We start from the raw sequence: 22,517 nt of genomic DNA on the forward strand, positions 1-22,517 counted from the left end.
AACGGGATGGTAAGGAGTTAATTGTGAAAAAGTTGTTATTAGCTGCAGGTTTCGGTTTAGCAATGGCAGCGTCAGCGCAAGCTGCTGACAAGGTTGCAATTGTTGACATGGGTAGCCTGTTGCAACAGGTTGCGCAGAGTTCCGGCGTTTCTCAGACAATGAAAAACGAATTCGGCGGTCGCGCGAGCGAACTGCAGAGCATGGAATCCGACCTGCAAGCCAAAGCCCAGCGTCTGCAACGTGATGGCTCTACCATGAAGGCGAGCGATCGCAGCAAGCTGGAAAAAGACATCACGTCAGGTCGTCAGGCGTTTGCTCAGAAAGCTCAGGCTTTCGAGCAGGATCAGGCTCGTCGTTCTAATGAAGAACGTGGCAAGCTGGTGACTCGCATCCAGACTGCAGTGAAAAAAGTCGCTGCCGATCAGGGTGTTGATCTGGTTCTTCCTTCCAACGCCGTTATTTACAACAGCAACGATGTAAAAGACATCACTGCTGATGTACTGAAACAGGTTAAATAAGTAATGCCTTCAATTCGACTGGCTGATTTAGCTCAGCAGTTGGATGCAGAGTTACACGGTGATGGCGATATCGTCATCACCGGCGTTGCGTCCATGCAATCTGCCGAAGCAGGCCAAATCACTTTCATGGTCAATCCTAAGTACCGTGAACACCTGGCTGGATGTCAGGCGTCTGCTGTCGTCATGACGCAAGACGATCTTCCTTTTGCCAAAAGCGCAGTGCTGGTCGTAAAAAATCCGTACCTGACTTACGCGCGTATGGCCCAAATTCTTGATACCACGCCGCAGCCGGCGAGCAGCATCGCGCCTGGTGCGGTGATTGATGCGACGGCCACTCTGGGTAGCAATGTAGCAATCGGCGCGAATGCGGTGATCGAATCCGGCGTTATCCTGGGCGATAACGTTATTATTGGCGCGGGTTGCTTTGTTGGGAAAAAAACAAAAATTGGTGCGGGTTCGCGTTTGTGGGCAAATGTGACCGTTTACCATGAGATTGAGATCGGCGAAAATTGCCTGGTGCAATCGGGTTCGGTGATCGGTTCTGATGGCTTCGGTTACGCCAACGACCGCGGAAATTGGGTTAAAATCCCACAACTTGGCCGCGTTATCATTGGTAACAACGTTGAGATTGGCGCCTGTACTACAATTGATCGCGGCGCGCTTGACGATACCCGCATCGGTAACGGCGTGATCATTGATAACCAGTGTCAGATTGCACATAACGTTGTGATTGGCGACAATACGGCGGTTGCCGGTGGCGTAATCATGGCGGGCAGTTTGAAAATTGGCCGCTATTGCATGATCGGCGGCGCCAGCGTAATCAATGGGCATATGGAAATTTGCGACAAGGTTACCGTAACGGGGATGGGGATGGTCATGCGTCCTATCACTGAGCCAGGAGTCTACTCCTCAGGTATCCCACTACAGCCAAATAAAGTGTGGCGAAAAACCGCAGCCCTGGTGATGAATATTGATGATATGAGCAAGCGCCTGAAAGCCGTCGAGCGCAAGGTTAATCAACAAGACGAATAATTCACCTGCATAACGCTTGTACACAAAGCCTCCCGGCGTCAGAGAAGCGACAAAACGCCTCTGCGGCGAGAAGCCTAAAGTGTATATACTTCCCGGCCTGTTGGCTTTCTGATGATTGCCGCGGGCCGTGTTATTATTGCCTTTTAGTATATTTAGACAGGAAGAGTATTTTGACTACTGACACTCATACTCTGCACATTGAAGAGATTCTGGAACTTCTGCCGCACCGTTTCCCGTTCTTACTGGTAGACCGTGTGCTGGATTTTGAAGAAGGTCATTTTCTGCGCGCAGTAAAAAATGTTTCGGTAAACGAGCCGTTTTTCCAGGGTCATTTCCCTGGCAAACCGATTTTCCCGGGCGTGCTGATTCTGGAAGCAATGGCGCAGGCTACCGGTATTCTGGCGTTTAAAAGCGTTGGTAAACTGGAACCGGGTGAGCTGTACTACTTCGCCGGTATCGACGAAGCGCGTTTTAAGCGTCCCGTTGTGCCAGGCGATCAAATGATCATGGAAGTCACTTTCGAGAAAACCCGTCGCGGCCTGACTCGCTTTAAAGGCGTTGCGCTAGTAGACGGTAAAGTTGTTTGTGAAGCTACTATGATGTGTGCACGTAGCCGGGAGGCCTGATACGTGATTGATAAAACCGCCTTTATTCATCCAACTGCTATTGTTGAAGACGGTGCCGTTATTGGTGCCAACGCTCACATTGGCCCGTTTTGTATTGTTGGCCCTCACGTTGAAATTGGTGAGGGTACGGTTCTGAAATCTCACGTTGTGGTGAATGGTCATACGACGATTGGCCGCGACAACGAGATCTATCAGTTCGCATCCATCGGCGAGGTTAACCAGGATCTGAAATATGCTGGCGAGCCGACTCATGTGGAAATTGGCGATCGCAACCGCATCCGCGAAAGCGTCACTATCCACCGTGGCACAGTACAGGGCGGAGGGTTGACGAAGGTGGGCAGCGATAACCTGCTGATGATCAATGCGCATATTGCGCATGACTGTACTGTTGGCGATCGCTGCATTCTTGCAAATAACGCAACGCTGGGGGGGCATGTCTCCGTCGACGACTTTGCTATCATCGGTGGCATGACCGCAGTGCATCAGTTCTGCATTATCGGCGCGCACGTGATGGTTGGCGGCTGCTCCGGCGTGGCGCAGGATGTACCGCCTTATGTGATTGCTCAGGGTAACCATGCCACACCGTTTGGTGTGAACATTGAAGGCCTGAAACGTCGCGGTTTCAGCAAAGAAGCGTTAGTGGCTATCCGCAATGCGTACAAACTATTGTACCGCAGCGGTAAAACGCTGGAAGAGGCGAAACCGGAGATTGCTGAGCTTGCTGCGAAGTATCCGGAAGTTGATGCGTTTATGCAATTCTTCGAACGCTCAACGCGCGGCCTGATTCGGTAATGATCGATAATCGTCCTCTTACGATAGCCCTCGTCGCCGGAGAAACCTCCGGCGATATTCTTGGTGCTGGTCTTATCCGTGCGCTGAGATCGCGAGTCCCCAACGCCCGTTTTGTCGGTGTTGCAGGGCCGCGTATGCAGGCTGAAGGGTGTGAAGCCTGGTATGAGATGGAAGAGCTTGCGGTGATGGGTATCGTTGAGGTACTGGGCCGTCTGCGCCGTCTGTTGCATATCCGCGCTGATTTAACACATCGCTTTAGTGAGCTGCGACCGGATGTCTTTGTCGGTATCGATGCGCCGGATTTCAACATTACCCTCGAAGGCAATCTGAAAAAGCAGGGTATCAAAACCATCCATTATGTCAGTCCGTCCGTCTGGGCATGGCGACAAAAACGCGTTTTCAAAATTGGCAGAGCTACCGATCTGGTGCTTGCATTTCTGCCTTTCGAAAAAGCGTTTTATGACAAATTTAACGTGCCGTGCCGTTTTATCGGTCATACCATGGCGGATGCGATGCCGCTGGATCCGGATAAAGGCGCAGCGCGCAACCATCTGGGAATTGCCCATGATGTTCACTGTCTGGCGTTACTGCCAGGTAGCCGTGGCGCTGAGGTGGAAATGCTGAGCGCCGATTTCCTGCGTACCGCGCAGTTGCTGCGTGAACGCTACCCCGATCTTGAAGTGGTTGTACCGTTGGTCAACGCCAAACGGCGCGAACAGTTTGAGCGGATTAAGACGGAAGTTGCTCCCGATCTGCCTGTGCATATGCTGGATGGTATGGCGCGTGAGGCGATGATCGCCGCAGATGCGGCCTTGCTGGCTTCCGGTACCGCTGCGCTGGAGTGCATGCTGGCGAAATGCCCAATGGTCGTGGGATATCGCATGAAGCCATTCACGTTCTGGCTGGCCAGGCGGCTGGTGAAAACGCCTTATGTTTCGCTGCCAAATTTGCTGGCTGGACGTGAACTGGTGAAAGAATTATTGCAGGATGAGTGCCAGCCGCATGCACTGGCCGGTGCACTAGCGCCGCTGTTGGCTAACGGTAAAACCAGCCACGAAATGCATGACATTTTCCGCGAACTGCACCAGCAGATTCGCTGTAATGCCGATGAACAGGCGGCTGACGCAGTACTGGAATTAGCACAATGATGGAGTTTATTTATCCACACACGCATTTGGTTGCCGGTGTGGATGAGGTAGGGCGCGGGCCTTTAGTTGGCGCGGTAGTGACGGCGGCGGTGATCCTCGATCCTGAGCGTCCAATCATTGGTCTGAACGATTCGAAAAAACTCTCCGAAAAACGCCGACTGGCGCTGAGTGAAGAGATCAAAGAGAAAGCGCTGTGCTGGAGTCTGGGGCGCGCTGAACCGCATGAAATTGACAAACTGAATATTCTGCATGCCACTATGCTGGCGATGCAGCGTGCAATTGCCGGGCTCTCTATCGTCCCGGAATTTGTACTGATTGATGGCAACCGTTGCCCAGCCTTGCCAATGCCCTCTCTGGCAGTAGTAAAAGGTGATAGCCGGGTGGCGGAAATCAGTGCGGCATCGATTATCGCGAAAGTTACGCGAGATGCTGAAATGGCTGAGCTTGATCTTCTTTTTCCGCAATATGGTTTTGCGCAACATAAAGGCTACCCAACGGCTTTCCATCTGGCGAAGCTGGCGGAACATGGCGCAACTGCGCATCATCGGCGTAGCTTTGCGCCGGTTAAACGCGCGCTGGACCTTGTGTCCTGATTTTTGTGAACGTGAAATAACCAGGCTGGGATCTGAAAATGGCTGAACCACGTTTCGTACACCTACGGGTGCATAGCGACTACTCCATGATTGACGGGTTGGCGAAAACCGGGCCGCTGGTAAAAAAGGCGGCCGCGCTCGGCATGCCTGCGCTGGCGATCACCGATTTCACGAACCTCTGTGGTCTGGTGAAGTTCTACGGAACGGCGCACGGAGCCGGGATGAAACCGATCGTTGGCGCCGATCTGCATGTACAGAGCGATCTGTTAGGCGACGAACTGACGCAGCTCACCGTTCTTGCGGCTAATAATATCGGTTACCAGAACCTGACATTGCTGATTTCGCGTGCCTACCAGCGTGGCTACGGCGCACTGGGCCCGTGGATCGATCGCGACTGGCTGCAGGAGTTCAGCGAAGGGTTGATCCTGCTCTCCGGCGGACGCATGGGCGACGTGGGTAAAAGCCTGTTGCGTGGCAACAGCGTGCTGGTTGAACAGTGTCTTGATTTCTACAAAGAGCATTTTCCCGATCGCTACTACCTTGAGTTGATCCGCACGGGTCGCGCTGATGAAGAGTCTTACCTGCATGAAGCCGTACAACTGGCGGAAGAGCACGGTTTGCCTGTTGTGGCGACCAACGATGTGCGCTTTATTGATGCAGGCGACTTTGACGCACATGAGATCCGTGTCGCCATCCACGACGGTTTCACCCTGGACGATCCCAAACGTCCGCGCAACTACTCCGCGCAGCAATATATGCGCAGCGAAGAGGAGATGTGCGAACTCTTCTCCGATATCCCGGAAGCGCTGGAAAACACTGTCGAAATCGCCAAACGCTGCAATGTGACCGTGCGCCTTGGTGAATACTTCCTGCCGCAGTTCCCGACCGGTGATATGACCACTGAAGACTTCCTCGTTGAGAAATCGAAAGTGGGCCTCGAAGAACGCCTTGCGTTCCTCTTCCCGGATGAGCAAGAGCGTGCAGAGAGACGTCCGCCATACGACGAGCGTCTTGATATCGAGCTGCAAGTTATCAACCAGATGGGGTTCCCCGGTTACTTTCTGATCGTGATGGAGTTTATTCAGTGGTCTAAAGATAACGGCGTGCCGGTAGGGCCGGGGCGTGGTTCGGGCGCTGGATCGCTGGTGGCTTATGCGCTGAAAATTACTGACCTCGATCCGCTGGCCTTTGACCTGCTCTTTGAACGTTTCCTTAACCCGGAACGTGTATCGATGCCCGACTTTGATGTTGACTTCTGTATGGAGAAGCGCGACCAGGTGATTGAGCACGTGGCGGACATGTACGGGCGCGATGCGGTATCGCAGATCATCACCTTCGGAACCATGGCGGCGAAAGCGGTTATCCGCGATGTGGGTCGCGTACTGGGTCACCCGTACGGTTTTGTCGACCGCATTTCTAAACTGGTGCCGCCGGATCCAGGCATGACGCTGGCAAAAGCGTTTGAGGCCGAGCCGCAGTTGCCGGAAATCTACGAAGCAGACGAAGAAGTTAAAGCGCTGATCGATATGGCGCGTAAGCTGGAAGGTGTGACGCGAAATGCGGGTAAACACGCTGGCGGCGTGGTAATTGCACCCACCAAAATTACCGACTTTGCCCCGCTGTACTGCGATGAAGCCGGTCAGCACCCGGTTACCCAGTTCGATAAAAACGATGTTGAATATGCCGGGCTGGTGAAGTTTGACTTCCTTGGTTTGCGCACGCTGACCATTATTAACTGGGCGCTGGAGATGATCAACGCCCGGCGCGAGAAGAACGGCGAGCCTCCACTGGATATCGCTGCTATTCCGCTGGATGACAAGAAAAGTTTCGACATGCTGCAACGCTCGGAGACCACTGCGGTGTTCCAGCTTGAATCCCGCGGCATGAAAGATTTGATTAAGCGCCTGCAACCCGACTGCTTCGAAGATATGATCGCGCTGGTGGCCCTGTTCCGTCCGGGGCCGTTGCAGTCAGGCATGGTAGATAACTTCATCGACCGTAAACACGGGCGCGAAGAGATCTCCTATCCCGATGTACAGTGGCAGCATGAAAGTCTGAAACCAGTACTGGAGCCGACCTACGGCATTATCCTCTACCAGGAACAGGTGATGCAGATTGCCCAGGTACTTTCGGGTTATACCCTTGGCGGCGCGGACATGCTGCGTCGTGCGATGGGTAAGAAAAAGCCGGAAGAGATGGCCAAGCAGCGCGGCACCTTTGAAGAGGGCGCGAAGAAAAATGGTGTCGACGGCGAACTGGCGATGAAAATCTTTGACCTGGTAGAAAAATTCGCCGGGTACGGATTTAATAAATCGCACTCTGCCGCCTATGCTTTGGTTTCATACCAGACGCTGTGGTTGAAAGCGCACTATCCGGCTGAGTTTATGGCGGCGGTGATGACTGCCGATATGGACAACACCGAAAAAGTCGTCGGTCTGGTGGATGAGTGCTGGCGCATGGGGCTGAAAATCCTGCCACCGGATATTAACTCCGGGTTGTACCATTTTCACGTCAACGATGACGGTGAAATTGTTTACGGCATCGGGGCGATTAAAGGCGTCGGTGAAGGTCCGATTGAGGCGATCATCGAAGCGCGTAATAACGGCGGTTACTTCCGCGAACTGTTTGATCTGTGCGCGCGTACCGACATTAAAAAGCTTAATCGCCGGGTGCTGGAAAAACTGATTATGTCCGGGGCATTTGATCGCCTTGGGCCGCATCGTGCGGCGCTGATGAACTCGCTGGGCGATGCGCTTAAAGCCGCCGATCAACATTCGAAAGCAGAAGCGATTGGTCAGGCCGATATGTTCGGCGTGCTGGCCGAAGAGCCAGAGCAGATAGAGCAGTCTTACGCCAGTTGCCAGCCGTGGCCGGAGCAGGTGGTGCTGGATGGTGAGCGTGAAACGTTAGGTCTCTACCTTACGGGTCATCCGATTAATCAGTATTTGAAAGAAATTGAGCGCTATGTCGGAGGTTACCGGCTGAAAGACATGCATCCGACTGAACGTGGGAAAGTTACCACGGCGGCGGGGCTCGTCATTGCCGCGCGGGTTATGGTCACCAAGCGCGGCAATCGTATTGGCATCTGTACGTTAGATGACCGTTCCGGGCGTCTGGAAGTGATGTTATTTACTGATGCCCTGGATAAATACCAGCAGTTGCTGGAAAAAGACCGCATACTTATTGTCAGCGGACAGGTCAGCTTTGATGACTTTAGCGGGGGACTTAAAATGACCGCCCGCGAAGTTATGGACATTGACGAAGCCCGGGAAAAATATGCCCGTGGGCTTGCTATCTCGCTGACAGACAGGCAAATTGATGACCAGCTTTTAAACCGACTCCGTCAGTCTCTGGAACCCCACCGTTCGGGAACTATTCCAGTACATCTCTACTATCAGAGGGCGGATGCGCGCGCACGGTTACGCTTCGGCGCAACGTGGCGTGTCTCTCCGAGCGATCGTTTACTCAACGATCTGCGTGGCCTCATAGGTTCGGAGCAGGTGGAACTGGAGTTTGACTAATACAGGAATACTATGAGTCTGAATTTCCTTGATTTCGAACAGCCGATTGCTGAGCTGGAAGCGAAAATCGATTCCCTGACTGCCGTTGGCCGTCAGGATGAAAAACTGGATATAAATATCGACGAAGAAGTGCATCGTCTGCGCGAAAAAAGCGTAGAGTTGACGCGCAAAATTTTCGCTGATCTTGGCGCATGGCAGGTAGCCCAACTGGCGCGACATCCGCTGCGTCCTTACACCCTGGATTATGTCCGCCTGGCGTTCGATGAATTCGACGAACTGGCTGGTGATCGTGCTTATGCCGACGATAAAGCCATTGTTGGCGGTATCGCGCGTCTCGACGGTCGTCCGGTAATGATCATCGGCCACCAGAAAGGCCGTGAAACCAAAGAGAAAATTCGCCGTAACTTTGGTATGCCGGCGCCGGAAGGTTATCGCAAAGCGCTGCGTCTGATGGAAATGGCAGAACGTTTCAACATGCCGATTATCACCTTTATCGACACCCCCGGTGCCTACCCGGGCGTGGGTGCCGAAGAGCGTGGTCAGTCGGAAGCGATCGCCCGCAACCTGCGTGAAATGTCTCGCCTGAGCGTACCGGTTATCTGTACCGTGATCGGCGAAGGCGGCTCAGGCGGCGCGCTGGCGATTGGCGTGGGCGATAAAGTGAATATGCTGCAATACAGCACCTATTCTGTTATCTCGCCGGAAGGGTGTGCTTCTATTCTGTGGAAAAGCGCCGACAAAGCGCCGCTGGCCGCAGAAGCGATGGGCATCATCGCGCCGCGCCTAAAAGAACTGAAGCTGATCGACTCGATCGTTCCGGAACCGCTGGGTGGTGCGCATCGCAACCCGCAAGCGATGGCGGCTTCGCTGAAAGCGCAACTGCTGGCCGATCTCGCCGATCTGGATGTACTGAGCAAAGACGACCTGCGTAATCGCCGTTACCAACGTCTGATGAGCTACGGCTACGCCTGAGTTTCATTGCATTTTTCATCACATTTATGAAAAGCCGCATTGTTGTGCGGCTTTTTTTATACCTGCGGTTTACCTCAGCTATGCTTAGCTTAGATTTTTAACGGAGGTAGCTGTGAATATTATTGCCATCATGGGACCCCATGGCGTTTTCTACAAAGATGAGCCCATCAAGGAACTGGAACAGGCGCTACAGGCGCAAGGGTTTCATATTATCTGGCCCCGAAACAGTACCGACTTACTGAAGTTTATCGAACATAACCCGCGTATTTGCGGCGTAATCTTTGACTGGGATGAGTACTCTCTCGATCTGTGCAGCGAGATTAATCAGCTAAATGAATATCTTCCGCTGTATGCGTTTATCAATACCCACTCCACCATGGATGTTAGCGCGCAGGATATGCGCATGGCGCTGTGGTTTTTTGAATACGCCCTTAGTGTGGCGGATGAGATTGCCACACGAATTGTCCAGTACACCAAAGAGTATCTGGAAAACATCACGCCGCCATTTACCCGGGCACTGTTCACCTATGTAAAAGAGGGAAAATACACCTTCTGCACGCCAGGACATATGGCCGGAACGGCGTACCAGAAAAGTCCGGTAGGCTGTTTGTTTTACGATTTCTTCGGCGGCAATACGCTGAAAGCGGATGTTTCTATTTCTGTGACCGAGCTGGGATCGCTACTGGATCATACCGGCCCACATCTGGAGGCTGAAGAGTATATCGCCCGTACGTTTGGTGCCGAGCAGAGCTATATGGTAACCAACGGCACATCGACCTCCAACAAAATTGTCGGTATGTATGCCGCCCCAGCGGGCAGCACCCTGCTGATTGACCGTAACTGTCATAAATCGCTGGCGCATCTGTTGATGATGAGCGATGTCACGCCGCTGTGGCTGAAGCCGGGACGTAACGCACTGGGGATTCTGGGCGGAATACCGCGCCGTGAGTTTACCCATGCCAGCATAGAACAAAAAGTTGCGGCCACAGCGGGAGCTCACTGGCCAGTACACGCGGTAATTACTAACTCTACATATGATGGATTGCTGTACAACACCGACTGGATTAAAAAGACGCTGGATGTGCCGTCGATCCATTTTGATTCTGCCTGGGTGCCATACACCAATTTTCACCCTATTTATGCTGGAAAAAGCGGCATGAGCGGCGAGCGGGTGCCGGGGAAAGTCTTCTTTGAAACACAGTCGACACATAAAATGTTGGCGGCATTATCGCAGGCATCGTTGATTCATATTAAAGGTGAATATGATGAGGACACGTTTAACGAAGCCTATATGATGCACACCACCACATCGCCGAGCTATCCGCTAGTGGCATCGATCGAAACGGCCGCAGCGATGCTACGTGGGAACCCTGGTAAGCGCTTAATTAACCGCTCGGTTGAACGGGCGTTGTATTTTCGTAAAGAGGTGCAACGGTTGAAGGATGAAGCCGACGGCTGGTTCTTTGATATCTGGCAGCCGGAAGAGATTGATGAAGCTGACTGTTGGCCGGTCGCACCGGGTGAAGCATGGCATGGTTTTCGCGATGCGGATGCCAATCATATGTTCCTTGACCCGGTCAAAGTGACCATCCTGACGCCCGGTATGGACGAGCAGGGAAATATGAGCGAGGAAGGGATCCCGGCGGCGCTGGTGGCGAAGTTTCTTGATGAACGCGGCGTGGTGGTGGAAAAAACCGGGCCGTATAACCTACTGTTCCTGTTCAGTATCGGCATCGATAAAACCCGGGCAATGGGGTTGTTACGTGGGCTGATGGAGTTCAAACGTGCCTACGATCTTAATCTGCGGGTGAAGAACATGTTACCGGATCTCTACGCCGAAGATCCTGATTTCTATCGCAATATGCGGATTCAGGATCTTGCGCAGGGGATCCATAAGCTTATTTGCCAGCACGATCTACCGCGTTTGATGTTGCAAGCTTTCGATGTGCTGCCGGATATGAAGTTGACACCGCATCAGGCATGGCAGCGGCAAATCCAGGGCGAAGTGGAAACGGTAGAACTGGAAAAACTGATCGGGCGGATCTCAGCCAATATGATCCTGCCTTACCCGCCTGGTGTACCGTTGGTGATGCCCGGTGAAATGATTACTGACGCCAGCCGACCAGTGCTTGATTTCCTGCTGATGCTATGCGCGATTGGTCGCCACTATCCGGGCTTTGAAACCGATATTCACGGTGCGAAACGGGATGAAGAGGGCACTTATCGGGTACGAGTCCTAAAAGCCCGCTAATCTGTTGCGGCCTGCTGTGGGCGGGGGTAACGTTCAGGCATTGAGAAAAGGAGAAACTATGCTGGGTTTAAAACAGGTACATCACATTGCGATCATCGCCACGGATTATTCTGCAAGTAAAGCGTTCTACTGCGATATCCTTGGTTTTACGCTACAGAATGAAGTTTATCGCGAGGCGCGCGATTCGTGGAAAGGCGATCTTGCACTGAACGGGCAGTATGTGATTGAACTGTTCTCCTTTCCGTTTCCGCCTGCGCGTCCCAGCCGCCCGGAAGCTTGCGGCCTGCGCCATCTGGCGTTCAGCGTTGATGACATCGACCAGGCGGTAGCGCATCTGGAATCGCACGGCGTGGAGTGTGAAGCGATACGTGTTGATCCCTGCACCGATAAACGTTTCACCTTCTTTAACGATCCCGATGGCCTGCCGCTGGAGCTTTACCAGCAGTAATACTTGCCACACAATATGATGCCCGGTAACGTGCCGGGCATCGCTTCCGTTTTGAAAACTACTATGACCATGCCACTTTTCGCGCCATTACCCACTGCATCACGCCATTTTCTGGTGGCCTTCAGCGGTGGGCTGGATTCGACCGTGCTGCTGCACCAAATGATGCTCTGGCGCGAGCAACAGCCTGACATCCGGCTCCGGGCAATCCATATCCATCATGGGCTTAGTCCGCATGCGAATACGTGGGCTGAGCATTGCCAGTCGCTTTGCGAGCTCTGGCAGATTCCGCTAATAGTGCAATACGTGACGCTGGTCGATAATGGCGAGGGTATTGAAGCTCAGGCGCGGAAAGCGCGCTATCAGGCATTTCGTCTGGCATTGAAGCCTGGCGAAGTGCTGCTTACCGCGCAGCATCTGGATGATCAGTGCGAAACCATGCTGCTGGCGCTTAAGCGCGGCAGTGGGCCGGCCGGGCTTGCCGCGATGCCGCAAAGCTTACCCTTTGCCGGAACGCAGCTTATCCGTCCGCTGCTCAACTTTTCGCGTGACACCCTGCATCAATGGGCGCAACTGCATGATTTACGCTGGATTGAGGATGAAAGTAATGCTGATGTCCGTTTTGACCGCAACTTTTTGCGCTTGCAGGTGCTGCCGCTACTGACGGTGCGCTGGCCGCATTTCGCCGATGCCGTCGCGCGTAGCGCTGCGCTTTGTGGGGAGCAGGAGCAATTGCTGGATGAACTGCTGGCTGGCGAACTGGCTGCGGCGACCACAGAGGAAGGCGCGCTGAACATTGCGGCATTGCAGACGTTGAGCGAAGTTCGACGTAACGCCCTGCTACGCCGCTGGCTGGCGCAGCAGGGTGCGGTGATGCCATCCCGCGCAATGCTTAACCGCTTGTGGCTTGAAGTGGCGCTGGCGCGTGACGATGCGGAGCCCTGCTTGCGGCTGGGCGAGTATGAAGTGCGTCGTTTTCAGGGCAATCTCTACTGGATTAAAACGCAGTTCAGCCAGCGCAATACACAACTGAACTGGCCAGCACCTTTTGCACCGCTGTTGTTACCGGACGGGCTGGGAGAACTGTCGCTGATCGCCGGGGGAGAATTACGGGTGCCATCTGCGGAAGAGAGGGTTTCTGTGCGTTTTCAGGCGTCTGGTTTGTTATATATCGCTGGTCGTCATGGCGGACGTAAACTGAAAAAAATCTGGCAGGAGCTTGGCGTGGCGCCCTGGCGGCGCGACACGACGCCGCTGCTGTTTTATGGCGAAACGTTAATTGCAGCGGCGGGCGTTTTTGCTACACAGCAAGGGCTTGAAACGACCGGACAGGAAGGTGTGAAGTTGTTGTGGAAAAAGTAGAGGGCAGCCAGTGCTGCCCGTTGAATATCAGGACTCGCTCACCACGACGGTGCCGATTTCAGGATGGCTGAAGCTGGCAATTTTATCGAGACGCACTTCGCGTGAGACGCCTGCGACATCAACTACCAGATACTCCACGTTTTTACGTGAGACTAAATCATTGGCTTTGGCGCTGAGCACCTCGCCGTCTTTCAATTCCAGCGCCAATAAAAGATGATGCTGGCAGGCGAGTTCAAGATTGTCATAGTCATCACAGTTGATGGGTTGATAGGCATCATTCATTGACATAATCGCTCACCAGTAAGTTCGCGGCCGCATATGCCGCCTTTTCCCTGACCGACTCTGAAAGGGTGTCATCCGACGCCATTTCATTCAGCACTTTCAACACGCACCCCAGCGCATCCGGGATATACCCCAAATCTCCGCTGGCGATTTCCGCATACCGTTTGCGTACTAACTCACAATAATTGTTCACATCTCCTCCTGTCAGCTACCTGACTTTACTGTGAGATAACACTAAGCCTACGAAGATTAATACTGTTTAGCAAGGCGACTATAACATAGCTTACCCGTCATTATCAGCGTGATGGCGAATGATGCGCACAAGAGATAACAGCGCTTTAACCCTGAATTCGCTACAATAGCGACCATTTTATGCAGGAGTGGTGTTATGGCGTTAAAAGCGACTATTTATAAAGCGATGGTGAATGTTGCCGATCTGGATCGTAATCAGTTTTTAGATGCGACGCTGACGCTGGCTCGCCATCCTTCCGAAACCCAGGAACGCATGATGTTGCGCCTGCTGGCGTGGATAAAATACGCCGATGAGCGGCTGCAATTCACCCGCGGCCTGAGCGCTGAAGATGAGCCGGAAGCCTGGTTGCGTAATGATTATCTGGGAATTGATTTGTGGATCGAGCTGGGGTTGCCGGACGAAAAACGGTTGAAGAAAGCCTGTACACAGGCGAAAGACGTGGCGTTATTTGCCTATAATTCCCGGGCGGCGCAGATCTGGTGGCAGCAGAATCAAAACCGCTGTGCAAGCTTCGGTAACTTAAGCATCTGGTACCTGGATGATGAGCAACTGGCGGCGCTCAGCGCGTTTGCCAACGATCGCACTATGACGCTACAGGCTACCTTGCAAGATGGCGCCATCTGGCTTTCCGATGATACGCAGAATCGGGAAATTCACCTTGAAGCCTGGCAGCAGCCATGATTACGATCTCCCGCACTGTCTCCATTGCTGAGCATGAACTGGAGATCACTGCTGTGCGGGCGCAGGGTGCGGGTGGCCAACATGTGAATAAAAGTTCGACTGCTATCCACCTGCGTTTTGATATTCGGGCGTCAAGCCTGCCTGAGTATTATAAGACGCATTTACTGGAGGCTTCGCATCATCTGATCAGTAGTGATGGCTGGATTGTGATAAAAGCGCAGGAATATCGCAGCCAGGAGATGAACCGTGAAGCGGCGATCGCGCGTCTGGTGGCATTGATCAAAGAATTGACCGCAGTGCCAAAAAGCCGTCGTGCAACGCGCCCGACCCGCGCATCGAAAGAGCGGCGGTTAACGAGTAAGGCGCAAACGTCATCGGTAAAAGCGTTGCGTGGGAAAGTCCGTCGCCATGATGGCTGACGGTCAACAATAGAATTGTGCATAAGGAATCGAGTGTGAAAAAAGCGATTTTATCTCTGTTGGCCGGGTGTACGCTGTTTGCCCTTTTCGGCTGTAATAATCGGGGTGACACCGAGATGGTGCAGCCGACGCAAATTGAAGAGCTGAAACCGATGCATCAGAGCTGGCGCGGCGTTTTACCCTGTGCCGATTGTGAAGGTATCGAAACGTCGCTGTTTCTGGAAAAGGATGGCAGTTGGGTGATGAATCAGCGCTACCTGGGCGGAAAAGGCCCGGTGGCCTTTGGCTCTTACGGTAACTGGGCGCGCACGGCCGATAAACTGATTCTTACTGACACGCAGGGTGAAAAAACCTGGTTCCGTGCGAAAGGCGATGCACTGGAGATGCTGGATCGGGAAGGTAATCCGATTCACTCTCAACTGAACTACACGCTGCAACCGGTGAACGCGTCGCTTCCGGCTACGCCGATGGCGATGCGCGGTATGTACAGGTATATGGCCGATGCGGCAGTCTTTACGGACTGTGTAACCGGGAAGCAGGTCGCTGTGGCAAGCAATGCTCAGCTTGAGCGTGATTATGCAGTTGCGCGCGGTACCGAAAGTAAACCGATTCTTCTGGTGGTGGAAGGGCACTTTGCCTTTGAACCGAACCCCGATACCGGTGCACCACAGAAAGTGCTGGTTATTAATAAGAAAGGGCGGTTCAGCGCCAATAAAGACTGTGATGATTAAACCACCGGCACCATAAAAAACTGCACCTTACTCAGTTGGTATCCAACTTTTGGGGTGCAGTCCATGAGCGGAGCTTTTTGTCGGCTTAGCCTTTAATGGCTTTCACCAGGTAATCAAGGATGTCGCCGGTTTTGATGAGTTGCTTCTCGCCGTTGCGACGATATTTGTATTCAATATCGTCGTTGTCGAGGTTGCGATCGCCGATCACCACCGTGTGCGGGATACCGATCAGTTCCATATCAGCAAACATCACACCCGGACGCTCTTTACGGTCATCCATCAGCACTTCAATGCCCTGCGCGCGTAGTTCGGCGTAGAGTTTTTCCGCCAGCTCCTGCACTCGGTAGGATTTGTGCATATTCATCGGCAGCAGCGCAACCTGGAACGGCGCAATAGCGTCAGGCCAGATGATCCCGCGCTCGTCGTTGTTTTGCTCAATCGCTGCTGCTACCACGCGCGTTACACCGATACCGTAGCAGCCCATGGTCAGGATCTGGTTGCGGCCATCTTCACCCTGTACCGCCGCGTTCAGCGCCTGGGAATATTTGGTGCCGAGCTGGAAAATATGACCCACTTCGATACCGCGTTTAATCAGCAGCGTACCTTTACCGTCCGGGCTAGGATCGCCAGCGACGACGTTACGGATATCCGCCACTTCCGGCGTTACTACATCGCGATCCCAGTTGATGCCGAAGTAGTGTTTACCGTCGATATTCGCACCTGCAGAGAAGTCGCTCATCGCGGCAACGGTACGGTCGATCACCAGCGGAATTGGCATATTAACCGGGCCAAGGGAGCCTGGGCCAGCGTTGACCACGGCGCGAATTTCCGCTTCGGTGGCGAAAGTTAACGGTGCAGCAACCTGCGGCAGTTTTTCCGCTTTCACTTCGTTCAGCTCGTGGTCGCCACGTACTAGTAGCGCGACCAGCGGGTAGCTGCTGCCTTCCACGGCTTTCACCAGCAGCGTTTTTACCGTTTTCTCAATTGGCAGATTGAACTGTTCAACCAGCTCGGCGATGGTTTTAGCGTTTGGCGTATCAACCAGCGTCATTTCCTGCGTGGCGGCAGCGCGCGGTTCTTTTGGTGCCAGCGCTTCGGCAAACTCGATGTTGGCGGCGAAATCGGAGGAGTCAGAGAAAATAACATCATCTTCACCGCTCTGCGCCAGCACCTGGAATTCATGGGATGCGCTACCGCCGATCGAACCGGTATCGGCCTGTACAGCGCGGAAATCCAGCCCCATACGGCTGAAAATTTTGCTGTAGGCGGCGTACATTGCATCATAGGTTTCCTGCAAAGATTCCTGAGAGGTATGGAAAGAATAAGCATCTTTCATCAGGAATTCGCGGGAACGCATAACGCCAAAGCGCGGGCGCACTTCATCGCGAAACTTAGTCTGGATCTGGAAGAAGTTCAGTGGTAACTGTTTGTAGGAATTCAGTTCGTTACGGATCAGATCGGTGATGACTTCTTCGTGAGTCGGGCCAAGGACGAACGGGCGATCGCCGCGATCAACAAAACGCAGCAGTTCCGGGCCATACTGCTCCCAGCGGCCGCTTTCCTGCCACAGATCGGCTGGCTGCACCACTGGCATGGACACCTCAATCGCACCGGCGTTATTCATCTCTTCACGCACGATATTTTCGACTTTTTTCAGGACGCGCAGACCGGTCGGCAGCCAGGTGTATAACCCGGAGGCCAGTTTGCGGATCATCCCGGCGCGCAGCATCAGCTGGTGGCTGATGACTTCGGCGTCGGCAGGCGTCTCCTTCAGTGTGGAGAGCAAGTATTGGCTAGTACGCATGTTGTTACGGTTCCATTTGGACAATCGGAACAGGCCCGAAATCAGGCCTGACACAAAAAAGTGGTTTAGTTTATCAGCCTGGCAGAGATGCCAAAAGAGAGGGGAATAAAATTAGCGCGCTTCCAGCGCAAAGACTTCAAATCCCGCCGCCGTTACGCGCCAGCGCACATTAAAATCCAGCAGCCAGACGGCATAAGTTTTCCCTTGCTCTTCCTCTTTCCGGTAGGCCGGACGCGGATCCTGTGCCAGCACTTCCAGTAAAAAGGCTTTGAAATGGGGATAACGCTTTTCTAGCCCGCCAAGCTGTGACTCCACCTCGGGTGTAAAGCTAACCGGGATACTGGCAACCGGCGCCTGCTGCGCATAGCTGGCCTGTGCATTGGGCACGGCTTCGGCAAAGGGCAGATAAGGTTTGATATCCACCACTGGTGTGCCATCGACCAGGTCCAGGCTACCGAGCTGTAAAATCACCTGATCTTTATGGCAGCGGATCCCTTTTAATTCGACCAGCGACATGCCGATCGGATTGGGGCGAAACGTTGATCGTGTGGCGAACACGCCCATTCTTGCATTGCCCCCGAGCCGCGGCGGGCGCACGGTAGGACGCCATCCGCCTTCCATCGTTTGATGAAAAACGAAAAGCACCCACAAATGGCTGAACCCTTCAAGGCCGCGCACTGCATCGGGTTGGTTATAGGGAGGAAGCAAGTGAAGTTCGCCGTCACCATGCTTCACCAGACCCGGCTGGCGCGGCACGGCAAACTTCTCTTTATACGGTGAATGGATGACACCTATTTGCTCGAAAGCAAAGGTGCTACTCATTTTGTCGAAACGTCGAGGGCGGAACCCACACAAATGGCCTGGCGGTAGCAGCCTGGCGTACCGCTGGTCACTTCACAGCTATGCAGTAGAACGGCATTGGCTCTGGCTTTTTTCGCAGCATTAATCTGCATGCGTTTGCGGGCGGTCGGAATGTTCGGTGGGGAATCCTGGTTGCTGGCCTGGCAGGATTCACCGGTTACTTCACCCAGATCGCGGAACGGTTTACCCACTAAATCTTGTGCATCAGTGATGATGCGTACCGGGGCTGGGTGTGTCACTTTCGGTTTTACCGGCTCTGATTTTGGCGTGACAGCGCTACTTTGTACCGGTTCGACAGGGGATCTGCTTAGCAGGGAGCAACCGCTCAACATGAGTGCTAATAAACAGATCGGTAAAGCACGCATAATCTTTCCTCAAAGTGATTTTCTTAATGCCGCTTATTGAATCAGGGACGTGCACAAATGACAAGGCGGGCTTTCGCCCGCCCTGAATGATATTACAGACTGAGGAGATTACCAGCCTTTAACCGCGCCGCCATTGAAGACTTTGTTCGCTGCTTCGTTCACTTCATCTGACTGGTAAGCCTGAACGAATTTTTTCACATTTTCCGCGTCTTTATTATCTTCACGGGCAACGATCAGGTTCACATATGGAGAGTCTTTATCTTCAACGAAGATACCGTCTTTGGCCGGGGTCAGGCCGATCTGGCTGGCGTAAGTGGTGTTGATCACTGCCAGTGCAATCTGTGCGTCATCCAGAGAGCGCGGCAACTGCGGCGCTTCCAGCTCAACAATTTTCAGGTTTTTCGGGTTTTCGGTGATATCCAGTACGGTCGGCATCAAGCCCACGCCGTCTTTCAGTTTGATCAGACCCTGTTTCTGCAACAGCAGCAGGGAACGGCCAAGGTTAGTCGGATCGTTTGGTACGGCAACCTGAGAACCATCCTGCAATTCAGACAGCGATTTGATTTTTTTGGAGTAGCCCGCAATCGGATAAACAAAAGTGTTGCCGACCGGAACCAGTTTGAAACCGCGATCTTTGATCTGCTGATCAAGGTATGGTTTGTGCTGGAAGGCGTTTGCATCGATATCGCCTTTGCTCAGTGCTTCGTTTGGCAGTACGTAGTCGTTAAAAGTCACCAGCTCCACGTTGAGGCCATATTTCTCTTTCGCCACTTTCTGTGCGACTTCTGCAACCTGCTGTTCAGCACCAACAATCACACCGACTTTGATGTGATTTGGATCCTTTTCATCCTGGCCGCATCCAACCAGCGCCAGAGAACCAAGCAGAGCACCTACGGCTGCAAAGGTCTTGAATTTAAAAGCCATGTTATTTCCCTTCTCTCAGAGTCGTTATGTTGTGTAACGTTATTTGTGCGTCACAGCCCGGACGATACGATCGCCCGCGAACTGAATTAAGTAAACCAGAACCACGAGTAATATCAGTACGGTATTCATCACTAATGGGTTATAGGTCACATAGCCATACTGGATCCCCAATTGCCCCAGACCGCCGGCGCCGACGGCACCGCCCATTGCGGAATAACCAACGAGGGTAATTAGCGTAATGGTCGCTGCATTAATGAGTCCCGGTAGCGCTTCCGGCAACAGCACTTTGCGGATGATCTGCATCGGGGTTGCGCCCATCGCACGGGACGCTTCAATCAAGCCTGCCGGCAACTCCAGCAGGGTGTTTTCCACCATACGGGCGATAAACGGCGCGGCACCAACCGTCAGCGGCACAATGACGGCGTACAGACCAATTGAAGTGCCGACGATCACGCGTGTGAAAGGAATCATCCAGACCAGCAAAATAATAAACGGTATGGAACGGAAAATGTTTACCAGCGCAGAAATCACCCGATACAGGCTCGGGTTCTGCATGATCTGACCCGGGCGGGTGACATACAGCAGCACGCCAAACGGCAGACCCACGACAAACCCCAGCAGACCGGAGGCAAAGGTCATAAACAGTGTTTCCCAGATGCTGCGGGCAAAGAGCCACATCATTGCCTCAGACATAACCGAGTACCTCTATTTTTACATGGTGTTCCTGCAACCAGGCGATGGCTGCCTGGGTATCCTGCTGAGTGCCGTGCATTTCCGTCAGCATAATGCCGAACTTCACGCCGCCCGCGTAATCCATCTGCGCGCTAATAATATTGTTGTTCACGTTGAAACGACGCGCGGTTTCAGACAACAGCGGTGCATCCACCGACTGACCGGTAAACTCCATACGTAGCATAGGTACGCTGTCAGCCTGCGGTTTCTGCTGCAAGCGTTGTGCATAATCTTCCGGAATATCGAGATGCAGCGTGGACTGAATAAACTGCTGCGCAAGCGGCGTTTTCGGATGGGAAAAGACTTCGCTCACTGTATCCTGCTCAATCAATTCACCATTGCTGATAACGGCCACGCAGTCGCAAATGCGCTTAACCACATCCATCTCGTGGGTGATCAGCAGAATAGTCAGACCAAGGCGACGGTTGATATCTTTCAGCAATTCAAGAATGGAACGGGTTGTTGCCGGATCCAGTGCGCTGGTGGCTTCATCGCACAGCAGCACTTTCGGGTTGCTGGCCAGCGCACGGGCGATCGCCACTCGCTGTTTTTGCCCTCCGGAGAGGTTGGCCGGATAGCTGTCATGTTTATCGCCAAGACCGACCAGATCAAGCAGTTCTTTTACCCGACGATTGATCTCGTCACGCGGGGTATTATCCAGCTCCAGCGGTAACGCGACGTTACCGAAAACGGTGCGCGATGCCAGCAGATTAAAGTGCTGGAAGATCATGCCAATTTGGCGGCGAGCTTTAGTTAATTCCGCTTCAGAGAGTTTGGTCAGTTCCTGGCTATCGACCAGCACACTGCCTTGCGTCGGACGCTCAAGCAGGTTAACGCAACGGATAAGCGTACTTTTCCCCGCACCTGATGCGCCAATAACGCCATAAATTTGACCAGCGGGAACATGCAGGCTGACGTTATTCAGCGCCTGTATACTACGGTTCCCCTGCTGGAACACTTTGGTAATATTCGAAAGTTTAATCATTAGATTATTTTTATCGTATAAGAGTTAGCCGTGGCATTTTGTTCTGCCGGTTACGGGCGTACCCGTAAACAGAGCGGATGGTAAGGCATCCAGACGTCTAAATCAATGTCGCTCGCAATGATGAGCACTTTCCTGCGTTGCGAAACATGAGATACTAAGCTTCTATGCCTTTTTCAGGAGTAAACCCGTGGCAAAGTCAGTACCTGCTATTTTCCTCGATCGTGATGGCACGATTAATGTTGATCATGGCTACGTGCATGAGATCGATAACTTCGAATTTATTGATGGCGTTATTGAGGCCATGCGCGAACTTAAAGAGATGGGTTATGCGCTGGTGTTGGTAACGAACCAGTCTGGTATTGCTCGCGGTAAATTTACCGAAGCGCAGTTTGAAACGCTGACCGAGTGGATGGACTGGTCGCTGGCCGATCGTGGTGTGGATCTGGACGGCATCTATTATTGTCCGCATCACCCGCAGGGAACCGTTGAAGAGTTTCGTCAGGTGTGTGATTGCCGTAAGCCGCATCCGGGGATGTTGATCTCTGCCCGCGATTTCCTGCACATCGATATGTCTGCTTCTTATATGGTAGGCGATAAAATAGAAGACATGCAGGCGGCACAGGCTGCTCAAGTAGGAACGAAAGTTTTAGTACGCACGGGAAAACCGATCACACCGGAAGCGGAAAAAAGCGCTGATTGGGTGATTAATAGCCTTGCGGATCTGCCTTTAGCTATCAAAAAGCACCAAAAATAACCGTTATGACGAAAAGATGAGCGGTTGAAATAAAAATGCATTTTTCCGCTTGTCATTCCTCTCCGGCTCCCTATAATGCGCCTCCGTTGACACGACAACGTGAATCACTTCACGAGATAGTCTAGCGACGAAAGAGAAAAAATCCTGAAAATCAGGGTTGACTCTGAAAGAGGAAAGCGTAATATACGCCACCTCGCGACGAAGCGCTGAAAGCCGCGTCGCAACTGCTCTTTAACAATTTATCAGACAATCTGTGTGGGCACTCAGGTGACATGGATTCTTGATGTCTTCGGACAAAAAATGAATACCAGGTCTCTCGGGTGAACACGTAATTCATTACGAAGTTTAATTCGATGAGCATCAAACTTTAAATTGAAGAGTTTGATCATGGCTCAGATTGAACGCTGGCGGCAGGCCTAACACATGCAAGTCGAACGGTAGCACAGAGAGCTTGCTCTCGGGTGAC

General features: G+C 52.9%; 23 protein-coding genes and 1 rRNA gene. 16 read left to right on the plus strand and 8 right to left on the minus strand.

The annotated features are described in order from the left end of the window. Window positions 1–23: 23 nt before the first annotated feature. From skp to tilS, 11 genes are all read left to right on the plus strand, one after another. Window positions 24–518 (plus strand): molecular chaperone Skp, encoded by a 495-nt coding sequence (gene skp / locus GA0061070_RS01215; protein ID WP_090132935.1) that lies wholly within the window; start codon window positions 24–26, stop codon window positions 516–518. Between the two features lie 3 nt (window positions 519–521). Then, window positions 522–1,550 (plus strand): UDP-3-O-(3-hydroxymyristoyl)glucosamine N-acyltransferase, encoded by a 1,029-nt coding sequence (lpxD, locus tag GA0061070_RS01220; protein WP_090132937.1) that lies wholly within the window; start codon window positions 522–524, stop codon window positions 1,548–1,550. A 170-nt stretch (window positions 1,551–1,720) separates the two neighbouring features. Then, entirely contained in the window at window positions 1,721–2,176 is a 456-nt protein-coding gene (fabZ, locus tag GA0061070_RS01225) for a 3-hydroxyacyl-ACP dehydratase FabZ (protein WP_090132939.1), read from the plus strand. A 3-nt stretch (window positions 2,177–2,179) separates the two neighbouring features. After that, a complete protein-coding gene (gene lpxA, locus GA0061070_RS01230) occupies window positions 2,180–2,968 on the plus strand; it encodes an acyl-ACP--UDP-N-acetylglucosamine O-acyltransferase (protein ID WP_090132941.1) in 789 nt (262 codons plus the stop codon). Beyond that, the gene (gene lpxB, locus GA0061070_RS01235) at window positions 2,968–4,116 is read left to right on the plus strand and encodes a lipid-A-disaccharide synthase (RefSeq protein WP_090132943.1); all 1,149 of its coding nucleotides are present in this window, start codon (window positions 2,968–2,970) and stop codon (window positions 4,114–4,116) included. Before lpxA ends, lpxB begins: the two co-directional genes overlap by 1 nt. After that, window positions 4,113–4,709, plus strand: a complete 597-nt coding sequence (gene rnhB / locus GA0061070_RS01240; protein WP_090132945.1) for a ribonuclease HII — start codon at window positions 4,113–4,115, stop codon at window positions 4,707–4,709. Before lpxB ends, rnhB begins: the two co-directional genes overlap by 4 nt. A gap of 38 nt (window positions 4,710–4,747) precedes the next feature. Beyond that, window positions 4,748–8,230 carry a DNA polymerase III subunit alpha gene (gene dnaE / locus GA0061070_RS01245; RefSeq protein ID WP_090132947.1) on the plus strand — a complete coding sequence of 1,161 codons (3,483 nt, stop codon included), beginning with the start codon at window positions 4,748–4,750 and terminating at the stop codon, window positions 8,228–8,230. 12 nt (window positions 8,231–8,242) lie between these two features. Beyond that, a complete protein-coding gene (accA, locus tag GA0061070_RS01250; protein WP_090132949.1) occupies window positions 8,243–9,202 on the plus strand; it encodes an acetyl-CoA carboxylase carboxyl transferase subunit alpha in 960 nt (319 codons plus the stop codon). A 112-nt stretch (window positions 9,203–9,314) separates the two neighbouring features. Next, the gene (locus tag GA0061070_RS01255; protein WP_090132951.1) at window positions 9,315–11,453 is read left to right on the plus strand and encodes a lysine decarboxylase LdcC; all 2,139 of its coding nucleotides are present in this window, start codon (window positions 9,315–9,317) and stop codon (window positions 11,451–11,453) included. Window positions 11,454–11,511: 58 nt separating this feature from the next. Continuing rightward, window positions 11,512–11,901 carry a VOC family protein gene (locus GA0061070_RS01260; protein WP_090132953.1) on the plus strand — a complete coding sequence of 130 codons (390 nt, stop codon included), beginning with the start codon at window positions 11,512–11,514 and terminating at the stop codon, window positions 11,899–11,901. A 63-nt stretch (window positions 11,902–11,964) separates the two neighbouring features. Beyond that, window positions 11,965–13,260, plus strand: a complete 1,296-nt coding sequence (gene tilS / locus GA0061070_RS01265) for a tRNA lysidine(34) synthetase TilS (RefSeq protein ID WP_090132999.1) — start codon at window positions 11,965–11,967, stop codon at window positions 13,258–13,260. 27 nt (window positions 13,261–13,287) lie between these two features. Here the strand turns inward: tilS and rof are convergent, their stop codons facing one another. After that, window positions 13,288–13,548, minus strand: a complete 261-nt coding sequence (rof, locus tag GA0061070_RS01270; RefSeq protein WP_007373243.1) for a Rho-binding antiterminator — start codon at window positions 13,546–13,548, stop codon at window positions 13,288–13,290. Next, complete coding sequence (locus tag GA0061070_RS01275) at window positions 13,535–13,735, minus strand: YaeP family protein (RefSeq protein ID WP_007373244.1); 201 nt, start codon at window positions 13,733–13,735, stop codon at window positions 13,535–13,537. Before GA0061070_RS01275 ends, rof begins: the two co-directional genes overlap by 14 nt. 195 nt (window positions 13,736–13,930) lie before the next feature. Here GA0061070_RS01275 and GA0061070_RS01280 point away from each other — a divergent pair, with 195 nt between their 5' ends. Genes GA0061070_RS01280 through nlpE form a run of 3 tightly spaced genes read left to right on the plus strand, consistent with a single transcriptional unit; the run spans window position 13,931 to window position 15,626 of the window. Further along, window positions 13,931–14,476 (plus strand): YaeQ family protein, encoded by a 546-nt coding sequence (locus tag GA0061070_RS01280; protein WP_090132954.1) that lies wholly within the window; start codon window positions 13,931–13,933, stop codon window positions 14,474–14,476. Next, window positions 14,473–14,895, plus strand: coding sequence for an alternative ribosome rescue aminoacyl-tRNA hydrolase ArfB (gene arfB / locus GA0061070_RS01285; RefSeq protein ID WP_090132956.1), 423 nt, complete (start codon window positions 14,473–14,475; stop codon window positions 14,893–14,895). Before GA0061070_RS01280 ends, arfB begins: the two co-directional genes overlap by 4 nt. A gap of 35 nt (window positions 14,896–14,930) precedes the next feature. Continuing rightward, window positions 14,931–15,626: an envelope stress response activation lipoprotein NlpE gene (nlpE, locus tag GA0061070_RS01290; protein ID WP_090132958.1), complete on the plus strand. Its 696-nt coding sequence runs from the start codon at window positions 14,931–14,933 to the stop codon at window positions 15,624–15,626. Window positions 15,627–15,711: 85 nt separating this feature from the next. On the opposite strand, the gene proS is transcribed toward nlpE, so the two are convergent. The 6 genes from proS to metN form a co-directional block, all read right to left on the minus strand. Next, complete coding sequence (gene proS / locus GA0061070_RS01295) at window positions 15,712–17,430, minus strand: proline--tRNA ligase (protein WP_090132960.1); 1,719 nt, start codon at window positions 17,428–17,430, stop codon at window positions 15,712–15,714. A gap of 111 nt (window positions 17,431–17,541) precedes the next feature. Beyond that, entirely contained in the window at window positions 17,542–18,252 is a 711-nt protein-coding gene (gene tsaA / locus GA0061070_RS01300; RefSeq protein WP_090132962.1) for a tRNA (N6-threonylcarbamoyladenosine(37)-N6)-methyltransferase TrmO, read from the minus strand. Beyond that, entirely contained in the window at window positions 18,249–18,656 is a 408-nt protein-coding gene (gene rcsF, locus GA0061070_RS01305) for an Rcs stress response system protein RcsF (RefSeq protein ID WP_090132964.1), read from the minus strand. Before rcsF ends, tsaA begins: the two co-directional genes overlap by 4 nt. Window positions 18,657–18,764: 108 nt before the next feature. Next, window positions 18,765–19,580, minus strand: a complete 816-nt coding sequence (gene metQ / locus GA0061070_RS01310) for a methionine ABC transporter substrate-binding lipoprotein MetQ (protein WP_090132966.1) — start codon at window positions 19,578–19,580, stop codon at window positions 18,765–18,767. Between the two features lie 39 nt (window positions 19,581–19,619). Continuing rightward, complete coding sequence (locus GA0061070_RS01315; RefSeq protein WP_090132968.1) at window positions 19,620–20,273, minus strand: methionine ABC transporter permease MetI; 654 nt, start codon at window positions 20,271–20,273, stop codon at window positions 19,620–19,622. Beyond that, on the minus strand, window positions 20,266–21,297 hold the full coding sequence (gene metN / locus GA0061070_RS01320; RefSeq protein ID WP_090132969.1) for a methionine ABC transporter ATP-binding protein MetN: 1,032 nt from the start codon (window positions 21,295–21,297) through the stop codon (window positions 20,266–20,268). The genes GA0061070_RS01315 and metN overlap by 8 nt, the downstream gene beginning before the upstream one ends. Window positions 21,298–21,484: 187 nt before the next feature. On the opposite strand from metN, the gene gmhB reads away from it, so the two are divergent. Next, on the plus strand, window positions 21,485–22,051 hold the full coding sequence (gene gmhB / locus GA0061070_RS01325) for a D-glycero-beta-D-manno-heptose 1,7-bisphosphate 7-phosphatase (protein ID WP_090132971.1): 567 nt from the start codon (window positions 21,485–21,487) through the stop codon (window positions 22,049–22,051). Between the two features lie 369 nt (window positions 22,052–22,420). Further along, window positions 22,421–22,517, plus strand: a 16S ribosomal RNA gene (locus tag GA0061070_RS01330); the annotation flags it as partial.

It is taken from the genome of Kosakonia oryziphila (genome assembly GCF_900094795.1).
Lineage (GTDB): Bacteria > Pseudomonadota > Gammaproteobacteria > Enterobacterales > Enterobacteriaceae > Kosakonia > Kosakonia oryziphila.